General features: G+C 34.4%; 14 protein-coding genes. 7 read left to right on the top strand and 7 right to left on the bottom strand.

Features of this window, described 5'->3' with window-relative positions:
* Positions 1-29: 29 nt before the first annotated feature.
* Positions 30-1,103 carry a dTDP-glucose 4,6-dehydratase gene (gene rfbB, locus GYY70_RS11040; RefSeq protein WP_174832391.1) on the bottom strand — a complete coding sequence of 358 codons (1,074 nt, stop codon included), beginning with the start codon at positions 1,101-1,103 and terminating at the stop codon, positions 30-32.
* A 207-nt stretch (positions 1,104-1,310) separates the two neighbouring features.
* On the opposite strand from rfbB, the gene GYY70_RS11035 reads away from it, so the two are divergent.
* Positions 1,311-2,357 carry a hypothetical protein gene (locus tag GYY70_RS11035; protein WP_174832390.1) on the top strand — a complete coding sequence of 349 codons (1,047 nt, stop codon included), beginning with the start codon at positions 1,311-1,313 and terminating at the stop codon, positions 2,355-2,357.
* A 53-nt stretch (positions 2,358-2,410) separates the two neighbouring features.
* Here the strand turns inward: GYY70_RS11035 and GYY70_RS11030 are convergent, their stop codons facing one another.
* From GYY70_RS11030 to GYY70_RS11020, 3 genes are all read right to left on the bottom strand, one after another.
* On the bottom strand, positions 2,411-3,406 hold the full coding sequence (locus GYY70_RS11030) for a glycosyltransferase family 2 protein (protein ID WP_174832389.1): 996 nt from the start codon (positions 3,404-3,406) through the stop codon (positions 2,411-2,413).
* A 1-nt stretch (position 3,407) separates the two neighbouring features.
* Positions 3,408-5,537 carry an HAD-IA family hydrolase gene (locus GYY70_RS11025; RefSeq protein WP_174832388.1) on the bottom strand — a complete coding sequence of 710 codons (2,130 nt, stop codon included), beginning with the start codon at positions 5,535-5,537 and terminating at the stop codon, positions 3,408-3,410.
* Positions 5,538-5,835: 298 nt separating this feature from the next.
* Positions 5,836-6,840: a hypothetical protein gene (locus tag GYY70_RS11020; protein ID WP_174832387.1), complete on the bottom strand. Its 1,005-nt coding sequence runs from the start codon at positions 6,838-6,840 to the stop codon at positions 5,836-5,838.
* 492 nt (positions 6,841-7,332) lie between these two features.
* Between GYY70_RS11020 and msbA the strand changes: the two genes are divergently transcribed.
* Entirely contained in the window at positions 7,333-9,120 is a 1,788-nt protein-coding gene (msbA, locus tag GYY70_RS11015; RefSeq protein WP_174832386.1) for a lipid A export permease/ATP-binding protein MsbA, read from the top strand.
* A 397-nt stretch (positions 9,121-9,517) separates the two neighbouring features.
* On the opposite strand, the gene GYY70_RS11010 is transcribed toward msbA, so the two are convergent.
* Positions 9,518-10,354 (bottom strand): hypothetical protein, encoded by an 837-nt coding sequence (locus tag GYY70_RS11010; protein WP_202984477.1) that lies wholly within the window; start codon positions 10,352-10,354, stop codon positions 9,518-9,520.
* A 436-nt stretch (positions 10,355-10,790) separates the two neighbouring features.
* Here GYY70_RS11010 and GYY70_RS11005 point away from each other — a divergent pair, with 436 nt between their 5' ends.
* From GYY70_RS11005 to GYY70_RS10990, 4 genes are read left to right on the top strand one after another with little or no spacing between them, the layout of a single operon-like run.
* Complete coding sequence (locus GYY70_RS11005) at positions 10,791-11,642, top strand: glycosyltransferase family 25 protein (protein ID WP_174832384.1); 852 nt, start codon at positions 10,791-10,793, stop codon at positions 11,640-11,642.
* A 32-nt stretch (positions 11,643-11,674) separates the two neighbouring features.
* Complete coding sequence (locus tag GYY70_RS11000) at positions 11,675-12,463, top strand: putative nucleotide-diphospho-sugar transferase (protein ID WP_202984476.1); 789 nt, start codon at positions 11,675-11,677, stop codon at positions 12,461-12,463.
* A 27-nt stretch (positions 12,464-12,490) separates the two neighbouring features.
* The gene (locus GYY70_RS10995; RefSeq protein ID WP_174832383.1) at positions 12,491-13,294 is read left to right on the top strand and encodes a glycosyltransferase family 25 protein; all 804 of its coding nucleotides are present in this window, start codon (positions 12,491-12,493) and stop codon (positions 13,292-13,294) included.
* Between the two features lie 4 nt (positions 13,295-13,298).
* Positions 13,299-14,321, top strand: coding sequence for a glycosyltransferase family 2 protein (locus GYY70_RS10990; protein ID WP_174832382.1), 1,023 nt, complete (start codon positions 13,299-13,301; stop codon positions 14,319-14,321).
* Between the two features lie 11 nt (positions 14,322-14,332).
* On the opposite strand, the gene GYY70_RS10985 is transcribed toward GYY70_RS10990, so the two are convergent.
* Positions 14,333-14,905 (bottom strand): hypothetical protein, encoded by a 573-nt coding sequence (locus tag GYY70_RS10985; protein WP_174832381.1) that lies wholly within the window; start codon positions 14,903-14,905, stop codon positions 14,333-14,335.
* Positions 14,906-14,915: 10 nt separating this feature from the next.
* The gene (locus tag GYY70_RS10980; RefSeq protein ID WP_174832380.1) at positions 14,916-15,662 is read right to left on the bottom strand and encodes a glycosyltransferase; all 747 of its coding nucleotides are present in this window, start codon (positions 15,660-15,662) and stop codon (positions 14,916-14,918) included.
* A 343-nt stretch (positions 15,663-16,005) separates the two neighbouring features.
* Here GYY70_RS10980 and sstT point away from each other — a divergent pair, with 343 nt between their 5' ends.
* The gene (gene sstT / locus GYY70_RS10975) at positions 16,006-17,241 is read left to right on the top strand and encodes a serine/threonine transporter SstT (RefSeq protein WP_174832379.1); all 1,236 of its coding nucleotides are present in this window, start codon (positions 16,006-16,008) and stop codon (positions 17,239-17,241) included.
* The last annotated feature ends 106 nt before the right edge of the window (positions 17,242-17,347 follow it).

The raw sequence follows: 17,347 nt of genomic DNA, 5'->3' as shown, positions 1-17,347 counted from the left end.
TTTTAAATAAATATTTGGTTTATTATGTCTTATTGCGGGTGGTATTGTTGTTGTATCCATTTCTGATATTCTCCGGTCAGAATATGATTTACCCAATCCTGATTGTTTAAATACCATAATACGGTTTTGCGTAAACCTGATTGAAAATTTTCTTCTGGTTCCCAGCCAAGTTCTTGTTTAATCTTACTCGCATCAATAGCATAACGTACATCATGTCCGGGACGATCCGGAACAAATGTGATTAAATCTTTGTAGGATTTTATCCCAAGTGTTTTATTGGGTGCCAGTTCATCTAGAAGAGTACATATATTTTTTACGACATCAATATTTTTCTGTTCATTATGCCCACCAATATTATAGGTACTGCCTGCTTTGGCTTTTGTGACAACCTGATATAAAGCTCTGGCGTGATCTTCAACATACAGCCAGTCCCGGATTTGTTCGCCATTTCCATATACAGGCAGTTTTTTACCTTGTAAAGCATTAAGAATAGTTAAGGGGATTAATTTCTCCGGGAAATGATAAGGTCCATAATTATTCGAACAATTTGTAATAATAACAGGCAGTCCATAAGTACGGTGCCAGGCACGAACCAGATGATCTGAACTTGCCTTACTGGCTGAATATGGTGAACTTGGAGCGTATGGAGTAGATTCTGTAAATAATTCTGAACTTAAATCACTAAGATCACCATATACTTCATCAGTTGAAATGTGATGGAAGCGAAATAAATGTTGTTTTTCTTCAGGCAAATTATCCCAGTAATGACGACTTATTTCCAAAAGTTGAAATGTGCCTACAATATTAGTCTGAATAAATTCTGCTGAGCTGGATATTGAACGATCAACATGTGATTCTGCTGCCAGATGCATTACTGTATCTGGTTGAAATTGCTTAAATAATTTTGTTATATGTGCTTGATCACTAATATCGGCCTGACAAAAATGATAACGTGAATTATTTGCAATGGTGGCTAATGATTCTAAGTTACCGGCATAGGTTAATTTGTCAACATTCAAAATTTTATGGTCAGTTTCATTAATCAGATATCTGATAACTGCTGAACCAATAAATCCTGCTCCTCCAGTGATAAGGATATTCATAAAATTACATTCAAAATTGGTAAAAATGTAATATTTTATAATATAAATTATATCAGGATATAAAAAATTTAAAGTAAGATGGAAAAAATTTATTTAATTAAATTTGAGTCATTTTTGTCTAACGAGCAATATAGTTGGTCTGATATTGTTTAAATTTATATTGTATAATGGTTTCACAAATTTTGTATGGGAGACAAGGTATATTTTATGACAAAAACAATTATTCTGGGTATGCCTAAAAGTCGTAATATTTACTTACAAATCAAAAAGAATCTGGAATTTTACGGGTTTGAGGTATTGTACATAGATAACTATCCGGAATATATCAAGCATTTTCAGTATCAGAGTTTTAAAGATCATTTGTATAACCTGGTGCAAAAGTTTTTTTTTAGAAATTATTCATATAAAACAAAATTAAAAGAAAAATTACTTTTATCAAATGCTGAGCGAGTGCTAAGTAAAAGGAGTTATGAATATGCTATTATTATACGTCCTGATTTGTATCCGGTAAGCTTATTACACCTGATGAAAGTACATACCAAAAACGAATTTATTGCTTATCAATGGGATGGACTGAGACGCATGCCTTGTACAAAAGAAACAATAAATTTATTTGATAGATTTTATGTATTTGATAGTCATGATTTAGTTGATAATAATTATCAGAACTATAAATTGGAGGGTATAACCAATTTTTATTTTGATATGAACAAACCGCAACCGGTGAAGCACAATGGAACAATAGCATATTATGTAGGAACACATGTTTCCGAACGTGTTGCTGACATTGAATATTGTGCAGCAGAGCTAATTAAAAACAATATTCAGCTCAAGTTTATTATCCCTACGAGTAATCAGAATAAGATTAATCAATACCATTGCTCTGATTATTTTATTTTTGGTGCCGAGAATGAAGTTGATTTTTCTAAAAATATAGAAATGTTAAACGAAATTGATATTATTGTCGATTTCGTTAATCCTCTTCATAATGGTTTATCTTTCCGAGTTTTTGAGGCTTTGTATTACCAGAAAAAGTTAATTACCAATAATGTTAATGTATCTAATTACGATTTTTATCATCCTGATAATATCCTTATCTGGCATAAAGATGATCTTTCACAAAAAATTAAAGAGTTTTTATCTAAACCTTTCAGACCGATAGATCCTGAAATAGTAAAAAAATATGGGTTTAATAACTGGATCAGGAATATTTTAAATTTACCGCCCTATATAAAAATTAATTTATCAGATTAATTAAAACAAAAGTTAATTATATAAAAGGTTCGCAGTTCTGAAATGCTATATTTTTATGGTCTTATTTTTTTGATAAAGTGCCTTACTCTTGCTGCAAACCTTTTTAATGGAAAGGATTTTCTTTTTAAATACCATATATTATCCAGAATTTCTGCCAATTGATATTCAAGGAGACCGATTTTTTGATTTATTTGTTCATGTCTTATTCTGCTATCGCTCAATATTGTATGTAATATGCCATAGTTTCCTTGATTTTCCTGTAAAGATTGTCTAACTAATGAGTCTCTATATTCTTGATAATAATTATTAAAGAGATTCGATGTGACTCTCTCGGAAGTATTATTTATTCTATGATAATGGAATGCCAGATTTTTATTAATTGTTTTAATTTCTCCTGCTCTGAATAGCCTTAACATATAATCCCAATTACCAAGTATAGGCATTTTTTCATTGAATTCACCAATTTCTTTAGCAATTTCCATTCTGATGATTAAACAAATTTGTGGTAGTACATTAAATTGAAGTAATGCAAAAATATCAATTTGTTTATAGCAATATAGCCAATTTTCCGTATTAATTTGTATGGCTTGATTTTTCTGAATTTCTTCATTTACAACTGTATAATTAGTAGCTACTGCTATTGAATTTTTATTTTGATTTAAAAATGTAACTGTTTCTTTAAGAAAATCTCGATGCCATGCATCATCATCATCATGTATAACCAAAAATTCTTCTGTTGCAATTTTTAATCCACAGTTGGATGCAGTCTCTCTGCCATATGATTTAGAGTTATTTATAAAAGTTATTTTATTCTCTAAATCTATTGAATTTAGCTCAATTAATTCATTAATAGGTTTTGGATCTCCCCCATCATTTATCAAATAAAGATGCCATTCATGATGAGTTTGTTGTATTACGCTTTCAAATGCTCTGGCTAGTAAAACTGGGCGATTTTTAGTACGCATAATTATTGCTACTGAGTTATCATGCTTTATTTGATTGTATTTTTTATCTGACCAGCTACTAATGGGATATAGATTTGTATTCATACTAAACCACCAAATATTGTTTAATTAATTCAGGATATTGATCAAAAAATCGGATGACTTTATTATATATTTCCGGTTTTATTTGTTTTTTATTTTCGTTCCAATATCTTATTACGCCACATGGCCAGCCCCCCTGAAGCAATAAACGTGTAACATCTTTACTCTCTGTTGGTATTTCAGTAGTAATTAATGGATAATATTTTTTATGATCATTTAAAGTACTATGTTGTATTTTTCCTAAATATTTTCTTTCACTGTGATTGGGTGTGATGCAAACTTGTAGAATGGCTGCTTTTGCTACAGATGTATTTACCCATTCAGAGCTAATACCATATATTGATTCTTTTTTTGCCCAGTGGAGGATTGATTGTAATGCACTTTGCTGAAATAAATTAATAGTTCTATTAAAGTTATTAATATATGAGCTATCTGTATCTGGTTTTAAAATAGGTATATATTTATCCGTTGCAGAATTTTTAGAGAAAGATTTTGTAGTTTGATGATCTGCAGAATGTAAATTTTCAAGAATATTCAATGTATTTTCTAATAAACATTCTTCTTCTCGTTGTTGAAATAATTTAAAAAAAGCAGACTTCATTATGCCATTATTAAACAGACAACCTGGTACGCTTCGATTAAAGAAACCATAATAAAAGCCATATAATTTTTTCTTTACTCCTTGATAAAGACGAAATTTTGTTAGTGCTGTTTGTACTGTTCCATTCCATCCCAAATCTATAATAGCAATTCTTTTTTCTGAATTAAATAACCCTTCCTGTTTGCAATAAGATATTGTTTTATCATATTGATCGTAATAAATTTTTAATAAATAGTGAGATAATTTATTTTGTATGAAATCTTTTATTTCATTAATTTTATTAAAATCAAATTTTTGGTTTAAGCTACCAAATTTCTTTTTGAAATTTGTTTTTGCTAATATATTTGTGTCTATACCAATACGCTGAAAATAAGTTTCGTAAGTATCCCCTTTAGTTACAGAACCGTTAACGATAAGGTCTAAGGATGATGCTGATAACCGGTTATCTGTTGCAAGTTCTATATAAAAGGTAGGATACCAAAGCGTGTGACGCGATAAGTAGAGATAACTTGATGTTGTTTGATGTTTGTTATCCATTTCAAGTAAATCCCATACTTTTTGGATAACCTGTGCATCTCTGGCACAAAAAAATATGTGTTCAATTTTATATTTGTTTATTTGTTGGCTTAACCACGAAATAAAGCTTTGTAGTATAACTGCGCCAAATGTACTACCCAGATTAATCCAGAAATTGGATTCCTCATCTTTTATATCGGAGTTAATCTTTTGAGACAGAATATTTAATTTTTGAAGTAAAGAAAACGGGACTAATGACGGTGTTAATTGAGCCCCTAATCTCCTTTCTCCAAATAAGCGTGAATAGTGATATGTTTGAATATTATATTTTTTAGGTTGAATTACATCAGCATGGAGATTATCACCAATATGAAAAATTTTTTTATTTCCACTATGTTTTAGTACTTCTTCCCAGATTCTGCCACTATGCTTTGTCTTCATTATTTCAGAGGAAACAAATAATTTTCCATAATCAGATATTCCGGCTTGCAGGAGTAATTCTTCGATAAATTGTTTTGAGAAATATGTATCAGATACAAAATAAATTATTTTATTTTGTTCCTGCAGTTTCTTAATGAGGGAAAGATTGTCTATTACCGGGATTATGCTGGATTTTTCTGTATTTAGTTCTATATTTTTGGCTAAGTTTAATTCATTTTCTTGGCCTGCATAAAATAGTAATAATTCGGAATAGATATTATCTAATGTTACTTCTTCCTGAAACTCTTTGGCTGCATAATATTTTCTGCTGGTTTCTTCTGCTATAAGACGATTTTTTGCGAAATCAGGCAAAGAAATATTTTTTTCAATTAGTATTCCTTCAACACAGGCAAACAGATCAATAGGACATTCAAACAGGCGGGTTAATACAGTGTCGAAAATATCAAAAGATATAATCGGGAAATCTTCTGTATCTTTTAATAGTTGCTCTATGTATTTAATATCTATTTCTGCATTATTTTGGGCGTAATAATGATTAACTGAATTTAATAAAGAATTTAGATTTGTTGTATCCATAATAAACGCTATTTTAATTCCTTGGGCAATTAATATTTTTTTGTTGTTAATTGAATAAATTATTGTTCTTTATATTGTTAACATAAGTTATTTTTTTATAAATTTAAATCTGGATTTATATATATTTTGTAAATTAAATACCGGTTAAATAATTGATTTTAATAAAAATTAAAATGAATATTTATTTCAAATATTATTGTATTTAATTTCAGTTCGGAATTTTAAAGACTGTCACTTGCAAAATTTATCTGGTGTTACAAATTTCAGACTAAATTCTGAATGAGTCTATATATTTTAATTATGAATTTATACCTAAAATATTTTCTATCCAGTTTTTAAAACTGTATTTCGCAACTATATCCGGATTTATAGGGCTATATGGTTTCATAAGAAAGTTATTTATCTCTCCCAAATTTTTATCATCCCAAATGAATATATTATTCGGATGATAAAAATCATAATATTGAATGTGTTTGTTGGTGGTGATTAATTTTTTTTTGTAGTAAAGTGCTTCAAAATGGCGGAACGATAAACCGTTATGATCTGCAATAACAAAATCTACCAGGATATCCGCTTTAGAGACGTTTTTTAAGTTATCTTGATAAGATAACCGATTTTTTTTACCAAAAATAAGATGTTTTGATTTATAAAATTTAATATCGCTTTTTTTGCTCGTAGGTATAATAAATTTAATACTGACCCCATTTTCCGCAAGTTTTTCGGCACACTGCTCTATCATGGCAACGCGACTTTTCTGATGGTCACCAATATAGTAAGCCTCTAATTTATCATTTTTGACATGATCCGGCTTTATAACATCAAAATAGAAATTAGTAGTACTGTACAGTTGATGATTTTGGTAGTCAGCGTTATTTAAATCGGTATGATCAAAAATAAAAAACCGATCAAATAAATGAATAATATTTTTTACTGGAAAGCGTTTAAGTCCATCCCATTGATAGCCAATAAATCTTTTTTTAGTATGCTTTTTTAATAAAGCTAATACCTTTGGCGGATAGATATCTGGCCGGATAACTAAGGTATAGTCATAAAGATTATCTGCCAGAAGTTGTTTTGCTTTATGAAAAATTTGTTTTTCTCGTAATGTTTTTTTATATGAGCTACTCTGAGTAATATTCTTATGCAGGAAGTGATATATACGTTCCCAAATACTGTTATATTTGAATTTCAGTACACTATCTAATCGTAAAACTTGATATCCGTGAAATTGAAGATTTTTTTCAATTAATTCAACTATGCCATTGCTTGGTGGCATAGCTAATATGATGGTTTTACGAGTCATGAATAAAAACTGATTTAGATGTTGATAACAATTAAAACTGCTGAATGTAAAGAATTGGGTTTATCCAATCAATATATAGAATAAGTTTATATTTTAATTCAAATTTAAATATCATATGTGTTTTAATTATTCTTTTAGAGTAAAAATATATACAATATCTATCAACAAATTGTTTTAAATAAACTGTATTTGTTAGCAATATGTAAATTGAATTCGGTAAGATTAGTGCTTAGTTTGTCTCAACTGATTTAAATTTCATTGATTTGGTAGTGGATTTTTGTACTGGAGAGAATTTTTATCAGGTATTTTATTCAGATTGTTTTCGATTTGATAGAATACAAGTTGTATATGATTTTAGAAGTTGATAATTGGTATAGGTTTAGATTGGCAGTTTGCTGAATTTAATGGATTTATGCCGTTTATGATGAGATACCGACTGGTAATTTCATCAACACTGTGTTTTGTTTTGTATTTGATTGTTCTGGGAAGCGAATGAAAAAAAGTAAAAAGGCTGATGCTTTTTCACCGCATAATCTTTATAAGAGATTATTTCCGTATATGCGCGGGCTGGTAAAGTATTTTTTTATTTCTGTATTGGCAATGGTTGTCGTAGGTGTGACAGGTCCCCTTTTTGCTTATTTGTTAAAGCCGATCATTGATAATGGTTTCGTTGACAAAAATATCGAAGCTATGAAATGGGTACCATTTGAAATCATCGGTTTGTTCATTTTTCGTGGGGTTGCCAACTATATAAATGAATATACCAGTGCTTATATTTCTAATCAGATGGTCCAGGTAATTCAGCGTGATCTGTTTGCAAAAATGATGATGTTACCTGTGAGTTATTATCAGGAAAACAGCCGCGGGCGCATGATGTCGCGCATTACCAATGACGCTAAAGGAATAACGGCTGCCGGTTTTGATGTGATCACTGTCTTTGCCAAAGATGGTGTGACTGTTTTGGGACTTCTGATTTGGTTGTTTTATCTTGACTGGCAATTAACACTGATCACTTTTGTTACCATTCCATTAATTGCCTGGTGTGTGAGGGTTATTAATAAGCGTATTCGCCGATTAGTTACTAAAAGTCAGAATGATCTTGGCCAGGTCATGCAAATTTTGTCTGAATCAATTGATGGTACAAGGGTTGTACGCATTTATGGTGGTGAACAGTATGAACAGAGTCGTCTGGAAAAAACCAATAAGGCTCTGCGTAGTCTTGCTGTCAGACGTCAGTCGTATACATCTATTGGTAGTGCAGTAACACAGCTGTTAATTGCCACATCGTTATCAATTATTTTATATGTTGCTGCTAAAAGAGCCAGTCATGCAGGCTTTACTGCCGGTGATTTTATGTCTTTTCTGTCAGCTATGCTGATGATGTTTGATCCTTTAAAACGGATTACCAATATGTCCAGTGTTTTGCAGGCCGGACTGATGGCTGCAGCCAGTGTATTTCAGTTTCTGGATGAACCGGAAGAAAAAAATCAGGGGGAAAAACAGCTGACTGCTCCTATTGGAGATATTGTTTTTCAGAATGTAACATTGCGTTATCAGCATGCGGATAAAAATGCGATAGATCATTTAAACCTGACAATTAAACAGGGTAGTGTGGTTGCGTTAGTAGGAGAGTCTGGCTGCGGTAAAACTTCTACTGTAAATCTTATCCCGCGATTTTACGATACGACCAGCGGGCATGTAAGTATAGGTGGTATAAATGTTGATGATTTTGAATTGAAAAATCTTCGTTCAAAAATGGCATTAGTTAGTCAGGATGTTGTTTTATTTAATGATACTATTGCAAATAATATTGCTTATGGATCTCCGCATGCTACAGAAGCAGATATTATTCAGGCTGCGAAAGCTGCTAATGCCTGGTCATTTATCAGTAATATGCCTGAAGGCTTAAAAACTGAAGTGGGTGATCAGGGGATGAAGCTGTCCGGAGGTCAGCGTCAGCGTTTGGCAATTGCACGGGCATTGCTAAAAGATGCGCCTATTTTAATTCTTGATGAAGCAACTAGTGCTTTGGATACTGAATCTGAACGATTAGTGCAATCTGCCTTGGAGACACTAATGAAAAACCGGACCACAATTGTGATCGCGCATCGCCTGTCGACTATTGAAAATGCCGATAATATTGTGGTGATGCATCAGGGGAAAATTGTTGAGCAGGGTAAGCATGCAGAGTTACTGGCAAAAAATGGACGTTATGCATTCTTACATCGGATGCAGTTTGGTGAAAACCGCAATTCAGCTGAAGATAAATCATTAAATTAACAGATTTAAGAGTGTTTAAAATTTGCCTGTATTGTTTTTATTTATTGGTTTATATGTTGAAAAGTAGCAGAAATATTGGATTTTCAGTACTTTATTCATAATAAATCTATAAATAGATTGCTAACCGGATACTATGATTGTAGAAATAATGGTATCCGGTATTAAATTTAAATGCATTAATTTCATTTAATTCGATTAATATCTAAAGCAAAAAGATTTACTCATATTCAGTATGATATAAAATTGTTGTACGATAATTCTCTTAATATTCAATTTTGCAGAGTAAGTTCCGTTGGTTTATCTTTTGCTGAAGCAGATGTGGTGTAATTGAATGTGCTGTAGTTAGTATTTTTTAAATACAAATTTGAGCCTACAGCATTTTTTTAGAATATTTCAATTATATAACGGATATTTTCTGGAATGGCTGTCTGTTTAAAATATTGTTTATCCAGTTTGCAAAACTGTATTTTTTTATAATATCCGGATTGATGCTGACAAATGGTCTGGCCAGAAAGCTCTCTATTTTCTGTAAATCATCCGCATTCTTCCATATAAAAATGTTATCTGGATGATAAAAATCAAGATTTTTGATTTGTGAGTTATTGGTAATTAATTTCTTTTGGTAATATAAAGCTTCAAATGTACGAAATGATAAACCATGATGAACTGGATTAACGATATCAATGAGTATATCTGCATTGTTGATATGCTTTAAATTGTCATCGAAGGTAATATTTTCAGGGATAAAATGAATTTCTTTACAAGAATATAGTCCTGCTTTGCTAGCTTCAGACGGGCGAAATTTTATATTAAAATCTAGATTTATCCCGTATTTAATTAATGCATTTGCACAGGCTTCTATAGCAGTAATGCGACTATCTACATGTAGTCCGACGAAATAGGCAATGGTTCCGGTATGTGATACAGGTTGTGGCTGATACATATCAAAATAGAAATTACTGATTCCATTTAGCCGGTACTGCTGGTATTCCTCATTATGCAGATCTTCAGAATCGAATACATAAAAACGATCAAATAAGTTTATTGTCGGCTTTGTTTTAGGAAATCGGCTGATTCCATTCCACTGATAAGCAACAAAATCGTTTTTTGTATGAATTTTCAGCAGTTGTAAGGCCTCTATAGGAAATAAGTCTGGGCGTATAACCAAAGTATAGTCGTAATGATTGTTGCCTAATAGCTTTTTAATATTTGCCAGTAATTTCTGATTGTACATTTGTTCTTTCAGATATGCTTTGTATGAACAATCTGAAAGAAAAATTTTTCGGGCTGTATGAATCAGGTGCGATTTCAGGCTAGGATAATAAAAACTGGAATCAACTTGCTTCTTCAATTCCTCTGCAGTGCTGTTTATAAAGATAACTTTAAAATTATGGTATTCTAAATGCTTTTGAATGGCAGCAGCGAAGTCACTATAGCTTGACATTGCCAGAATAATAGTTGGTTGCGACATTGTTAACTTAATTTTATGAAATCTGGTATTCTTGATAACTGTATAGTTGAAATAGTGTAACTATTATCAGATCAGGTAGCTATTTTAGCAGTTTATACTGGTGAGTGTATCAGGATACTGGTTTTATCTATGAATGGCAGACATATTTTAGCTATAATTTATAGATAATTTATGACTAAAGTATGTGCAGGGCTAATCAATGCTCAAAACTTTTTTAATTAATCTTGAACGCCGTCCGGATAGATTAATGTTTGTTAAACAACAACTGGAAAATCTGAATATTGCTTTTGAAAGGGTAAATGCAGTTGATGGCAATTGTTTAACTGATGAGCAAAAAGCCTTTTTTAACCAGAAAAGATTTGCACTGGAATGTAAACGTAAGGCCGTTAATGGAGAAATTGGTTGTGCCTTATCCCATCAGACGGTATGGCAGAGAATGGTAGATGAAAATATACCCTATGCTCTGATTCTGGAAGATGATGTACAGCTTAAACCTGAACTGCTTTCTTTGCTGGCTGATGAAAAAAATTTTCAGTCTTTTGATTTTTTAAATCTGACTTTAAAAAGACCTTTTTACGATATTGATGTTGCGGCAGTTAATTCTTGTATTGCGCAGAAACAGTTTGTTCGACCGCGATTCTGGCAATTGGTAAGGCGCAGATTATGGCGCTTTATGGAAAGTAAAGCTATTGTCCGGTGGAAAATTTTTCGTTTACATATGCTCTGTAATCATATGATTGCCTGTGAGTGTGATATCGCTCCGTCATTGGCATGTTGTTATATTGTATCTTTGGAGGGAGCTAAAAATATGCTGCAGGCAAGTAAAAATCTCTTTTATCCTATTGATAAGGTCTGGCATTATAGTGGTGGCCGGTTAAAAGAGGCTTTTTTGGTTGAGCCGCTGGCATTTCAGAATCTGGATTCAGATATTCCTCATCGTGTGCGTTTTAAACTTACTTTGGGACAAAAAATTAAAAGATTTTTTCTTAAGGGGCGGCATTGGCGGCGTCATTTTGATGTTGTGAAAATGTATGGATGGACACGTTTATAATAAATGTATGTTAATCACTGAGAATAATACTAATGGTTAAACTGGGCAGAGAATATGCATGGCGGGCCAAGAATCGTAAAGTTGTGGTTCCGCTGGCACGGGTTGTTACTGATGAGATGAAAGCATCAGCAGATGATGCGGTAACAGTTGTAGCCTATCATACAGATGATGAATTTTATACGCATGAAGCCAGACGAATGTGTGCTTCTGCTGAACGTTTGGGTATCAGGGTTAAGACAACTGCTATTTCCAGTCAGGGTGGGTGGGAAGCCAATACGTCGTTTAAAGCAGCTTATTTGCTTCGTGAACGTGATATAGTCAGCGGACCAATGCTGTATGTGGATGTTGATGCGGTTTTTCATGTTTCTCCGTTAAAATATCTTGCCAGTCTGGATTGTGATATTGCAGTGTATTATGATTTAGGAGATGGTCATTTAGTATCTGCAACTCTTTTTTTCCAGGACACTGAGGCTGCAAGACACTTGCTAGCCGAATGGAACCGGCAGTGTATAGCACATCCGGAAATCTGGGATCAGGAGGTTTTACAATCTGTCATTGCTGCTGATCAGGCATCTGACAATCCTCGTTATAAAGTTTTTCATTTGCCTGTTGGCTTTTGCTGGATATTTGATCGTGAAGACAATCTGCGTGCACCTAAACAGCAGGTTTATATCGAACAGTTACAGGCTGCCCGTGTGGTTCATGAAAATCTGAGAACCAGCGGGAAGCTGTTTTCAATACGGAAAAGTAAAGTACAGCGCCGCATGGATCGGATACGAGAAATTGAGGATGTTCTGTTTCAGCAAAAATCTGATGATTAATTATAATATCTGTGGTGATACAAACAGATGATTTCTGCTCTAGTAATTAATCTGGATCATTCATTTGAGCGATTGGAATTTCAGCGCAAACAACTGATTCATTTGCAAATACCTATGCAGCGCCTGTCTGCTGTTAATAGTTCGGATATTCTTGGTGAACAATATGAACAATTAGCAAATGGCTGGGAGCGTAAATTGCGTCCGGCTGAGGTAGCCTGTTTTTTAAGCCATAAAGCTGCATGGCGATATGTACTTAATACCGATAAACCTTGGTTGATTCTTGAAGATGATGCTCTATTATCGCGTAAAACAGCAGATATTCTTGCTGCGTTAATTCCTCTGGCAAATGAAGTTGATTATGTAAATCTGGAAACGCGCCATCGACGTAAATGGATAAGTAAAAAGGCTTTTAATTTAATCGATGGTTATGAGTTACGCCGGTTATATCAGGATCGGACAGGTGCCGCCGCATATGTTTTATTCCCTTCCGGGGCACAGAAGCTGTTAAACAGAGCTGAATATTCGGCACCGGCGCTTGCCGATGCTTTTTTGTGTCGTTCATATGATTTGAATGCCAGACAAGTGTATCCGGCCGCTGCAATTCAACTGGATCAGTGTATTAATTATGGTCTGGAGCATACAGAATCTTTTGTTTCTACTATCACTCCTGAGAATAATCTGAAACCTCATGCAAACGATATTTATAGTAACGTATGCTTTAAATATCGTCGTCTGGCAGCACAAGTTCGTATGGGATGGAGACAATTGTCTGTGCTGCGGTGTGCGCAACGTATGCTGGTGCCAATAATAAAAAGTGATTTTGAGGAATAGTTGTGTGAATGGGGTAAAAAATAATTATGCAGGTACAGATAAAGTAGATTTAAGTATTCTGATTCCTGTATTTAATGTTGAATCATATCTTTCCGGATTGCTGGATGCTTTATTTCCGGATTTGACTGCTTTAACTGAAGTTATATTTTATGATGATTGTTCACCTGATAATTCACTTAGTGTGATTCGCAAATATCAGCAGAGTTATCCGCATGTGAATATTCGTATATTGTGCGGAAAGAAAAATCTGGGTATTACTCAGGTTCGCCAGTGTCTGTTACAGGCCAGTCATGCTGAATATGTCTGGTTTATTGATTCAGATGATTTGATTGAACCGCAAGCGGTACGGCAGATAAGGAATATTCTGGGTGAGTATCATCCGGATGTAGTACTGTTTGATTATGATGTATTTTTTGATGGTAGCGGTAAAGTTAAATACCATGAACATTTATCTGTTACTCCTGCAAATACATTATTGCATCAGAATAACGGTGAGTTATACCGCCTCGCAATTATGGATGGTAAACATTATTTCTGGAATAAAGTTTTCCGGCGTACTTTGGTAACAGATTCGTGTGATTTCACTATACCTGCTTATGAAGATATTGCGAACACTCCGATTATTCTGAATCAGTGTCAGACCTACTTTTATTATCCGCAAACTTTAGTACATTATCGTATCTGGCCGGATTCGATTGTGCAGAAAATGAGTCTGAAACAGGTATATGGTATCAGGGCTTATCTGAAACAGGCTGAATATGCTGATAAGGTGGTTAATGATAAAAAGTGCTGTGCTTATTTATTATATAAAGCTCATCTTTATTATTTCAGGTTGTGTCGTAAACTCAGAAAAATGAATCTTCCGGAAATGGAAAAAGCTGATATTTTGCTTTTGGCTAAAGAGCTATATGCACAAAAACAGTTATCGACTTGCGCAACTGTTTCGTTATTAGTATGTACGGGTATGTGGGACAAGGCGGCTAAACTGATAGTGAAATCAGGTTTAGCCCGATTCTCATGCAGGTAAATATTTTCTGTTCAGATTGCAGTTATTTTACCTTCGGTAATCCACTTATAAATTAGTTTTTTTTCATCATCCCAGTTATGCCCCGTCCAGCCTTCACTGGTGAAATTATGTATATAAATTTGTTTTTCCGGATAATGCTGACAAATGTAATCAATGGCCAGTAAACCAGTGCTTGGTTGGCGAAAACCCAGTGTATTGGCACAGTGCTGATAAGTATCTGTAGGTATCGTGTTTATTTGATATTGATCCAGATGAGAGTGTTTAATCCATTTAGGAAAACGCCATATATATTTTATCCGTTTATGTAAAGGAATATTCTGATATCGTCCCAGACAAATATCTTTTGTGGTATATCGGAAAAATATTTGTGTGTCAGGTTTAAAAAACTGATGGTCAATATTCAGATGTCTGATTTGTGTGTAGCCATTGGCAATAAATACCCAGTCGGCCATAAGTGAACAGTTTGGATTGGGATTGTTAAAGCGGACTACGATATCGTCTTCATGAATTAATCCGACAATAGAATTTTGTTCGTCAGCATTGCCAATGATGAAGAATTTACTGTGTGGTTGTACGATTTTCATAATAATAATTTTATTGCCAATAATTTTTTAACCATGGAGCCGGTAAAATTTTACGGTACCATTTTCCTCCGCCTCCCATTATGGCATCCGGAGGATTAACTTCGCCGTGAAAGATGATAATTTTGCCGTAATCCGGCTTTTCCGGTGGCTGCCATAGCGCATAAGGCATTTTTTTTAATACGTCATATTTATAGCTCAGACACCAGTTTTCAGGCCAGTAACTTAGTTTATGATTTTCGCGCACATACCATGATAAAAATGCCTGTTCATGACGAAATTGCTGACGGATAGTCTGGAAATGCTCGCGAAAATAATTCATTAACTCTGGTAATGCCCCAATCTGAAATCGGTATACTGAGCTATTGCCGACTTTTCGCCACGGTTTTTTCCAGTCACGAATAATCCATACTTCGTCCTGACGGCTGGAAGGATGTGTGAAGAAGCAGTCTATGTTATCGATTATGACTATGTCTATGTCAAGAAATAAAGCTGTACCGTGTAAACCATATAAATCTGCGCTGAATGTTGTCAGTTTGTTCCAGCCACGTTCAGGCAGACCTTGAGGCAGATCCAGTGGTATCAGCGGATAACACTGAACAGCCGGATTGATGCCTTTAGCATCATCTGTCAGGCAAATCATGGTAAATGGTAGCGTTAAGTGGCGTTGCACCATGTTATAGAGGCGGTTGATGTATTCAGCATCATATTTTTGCCCCCATTTCATGCATAGTATGTAGTTTTGTGAAGCTGTGTCCATGGCATATTTTGTCTGGGCGGTTACTGGTGTGGGAGTATAGCATTTTAGATTTTTGTGTAGTTTGATTCCATTGATTAAGAATAATAAATTGCTGATTGATTTTAACTGTTTTTCGCGGTTTTAGTGATTATTCGCTGTTTGTGTTCGTTTTAATGCTAAACTTATTATCTGCTAGGTAAACTGAAATGGTTTTCTGTTAAGGTTTAATGGTGTTGAAAAGACGGATTAAAACAGATTTTCTGATGAGAGATAATTTGCTGCTCACGGATTTATTGTCAGTTCCGATGATATTTTGTATCTGTTTTTAAATGTGTTTGAATCCGGCGATAACCAAGGATTGTGAATGAAGAAGCTTTTATGGGTATTATTTAAGAGTAATCTGATTGTACGCATGCTGATATGTATGATTATTGGCGCGTTTATTGCGGCGTTTTTACCGCAGTACGGGGTGAAACTGGAATTTCTGGGTAAGGTATTTATTCAGGCTTTACGTGCAGCTGCTCCGATACTGGTTTTTGTATTAGTCATATCTTCTATTGTTAATAATAAATTTGATAATGTTTCCAGTATTAAGTCTGTAGCCTGGTTATATGCTGTTACTGTTCTGATTTCTGCAGTACTGGCTTCTACGGTAAGTTTTTTATATCCGCTACAGCTGGTAATGGATGTACCGCCGATATCTGAAAAACCGCCGGAAGGTGTGGCAGAAATTCTTATGAATATTGTGCTCAAGTTTGTAGATAATCCGATTGATGCACTGGCAACCGGTAATTTTCTGAGTATTCTGGCATGGTCAACAGCATTGGGTATTGCATTACGCCAGAGTAGTGAGGCAACGAAATCGGTGATTAAAAACTGGTCGGATGCCACTATCTGGGTGGTTCGCCTTGTTGTGGCAATTGCTCCTTATGGTGTACTTGGTCTGGTTGCTTCCCACTTTACGAGTGATGGTTTGGCTAAGCTGAAGAATTATCTTGAGCTGATTGGTGTATTACTGGGTCTGATGGTGTTTGTGGCACTAGTGATTAATCCGCTGATTGTATTTTTGAATTTTCGTAAAAATCCATATCCGCTGGTGTTTACCTGTTTGCGTTATAGTGGAATTACAGCGTTTTTTACCCGTAGTTCAGCAGCAAATATTCCGGTAAATATCCGTCTAGCTCAGCGTATGCAATTGCCGGAAGAAATTTATTCGCTGTCTATTCCTCTGGGTGTGACAATGAGTATGAATGGAGCGGCTATCACGATTACGACGATGACGATGGCTACTGTGCATACTTTAGGTCTGGATGTGAGCTTTATTCAGACATTGTTGCTAAGTATTCTGGCAACGGTATGTGCTCTTGGTGCTTCCGGTGTGCCCGGCGGTTCGCTGCTACTGATTCCGGTAGCATGCAGTATGTTTGGTATTGATCCGGCTATATCCGCTCAGGTGGTAGCAATCGGGTTTGTTATCAGTGAAATTCAGGACTCAGCTGAAACAGTTTTGAATTCTTCCAGCGATATGCTGTTTACCTCTGTGGTGTCACTCAAGCAGCAGGGAAGAGATCCGAGTAAAATTGAGTTACTGCCGGAATAAGCCTGTATCATGATTGTGTATAGGCCGCTGTATAATTTATGCAGCGGTTTTTTATACGCGGGCAGAGTATTCGTTTTCTGCGCATAGGACGAATTTAATTTATATC

The organism is Snodgrassella sp. ESL0324, assembly GCF_013344955.1.
In the GTDB taxonomy this organism is placed as follows: Bacteria; Pseudomonadota; Gammaproteobacteria; order Burkholderiales; family Neisseriaceae; genus Snodgrassella; species Snodgrassella alvi.
Note: the sequence above shows the minus strand (reverse complement) of the source record. Positions and strands in the feature narration are given on the sequence as shown.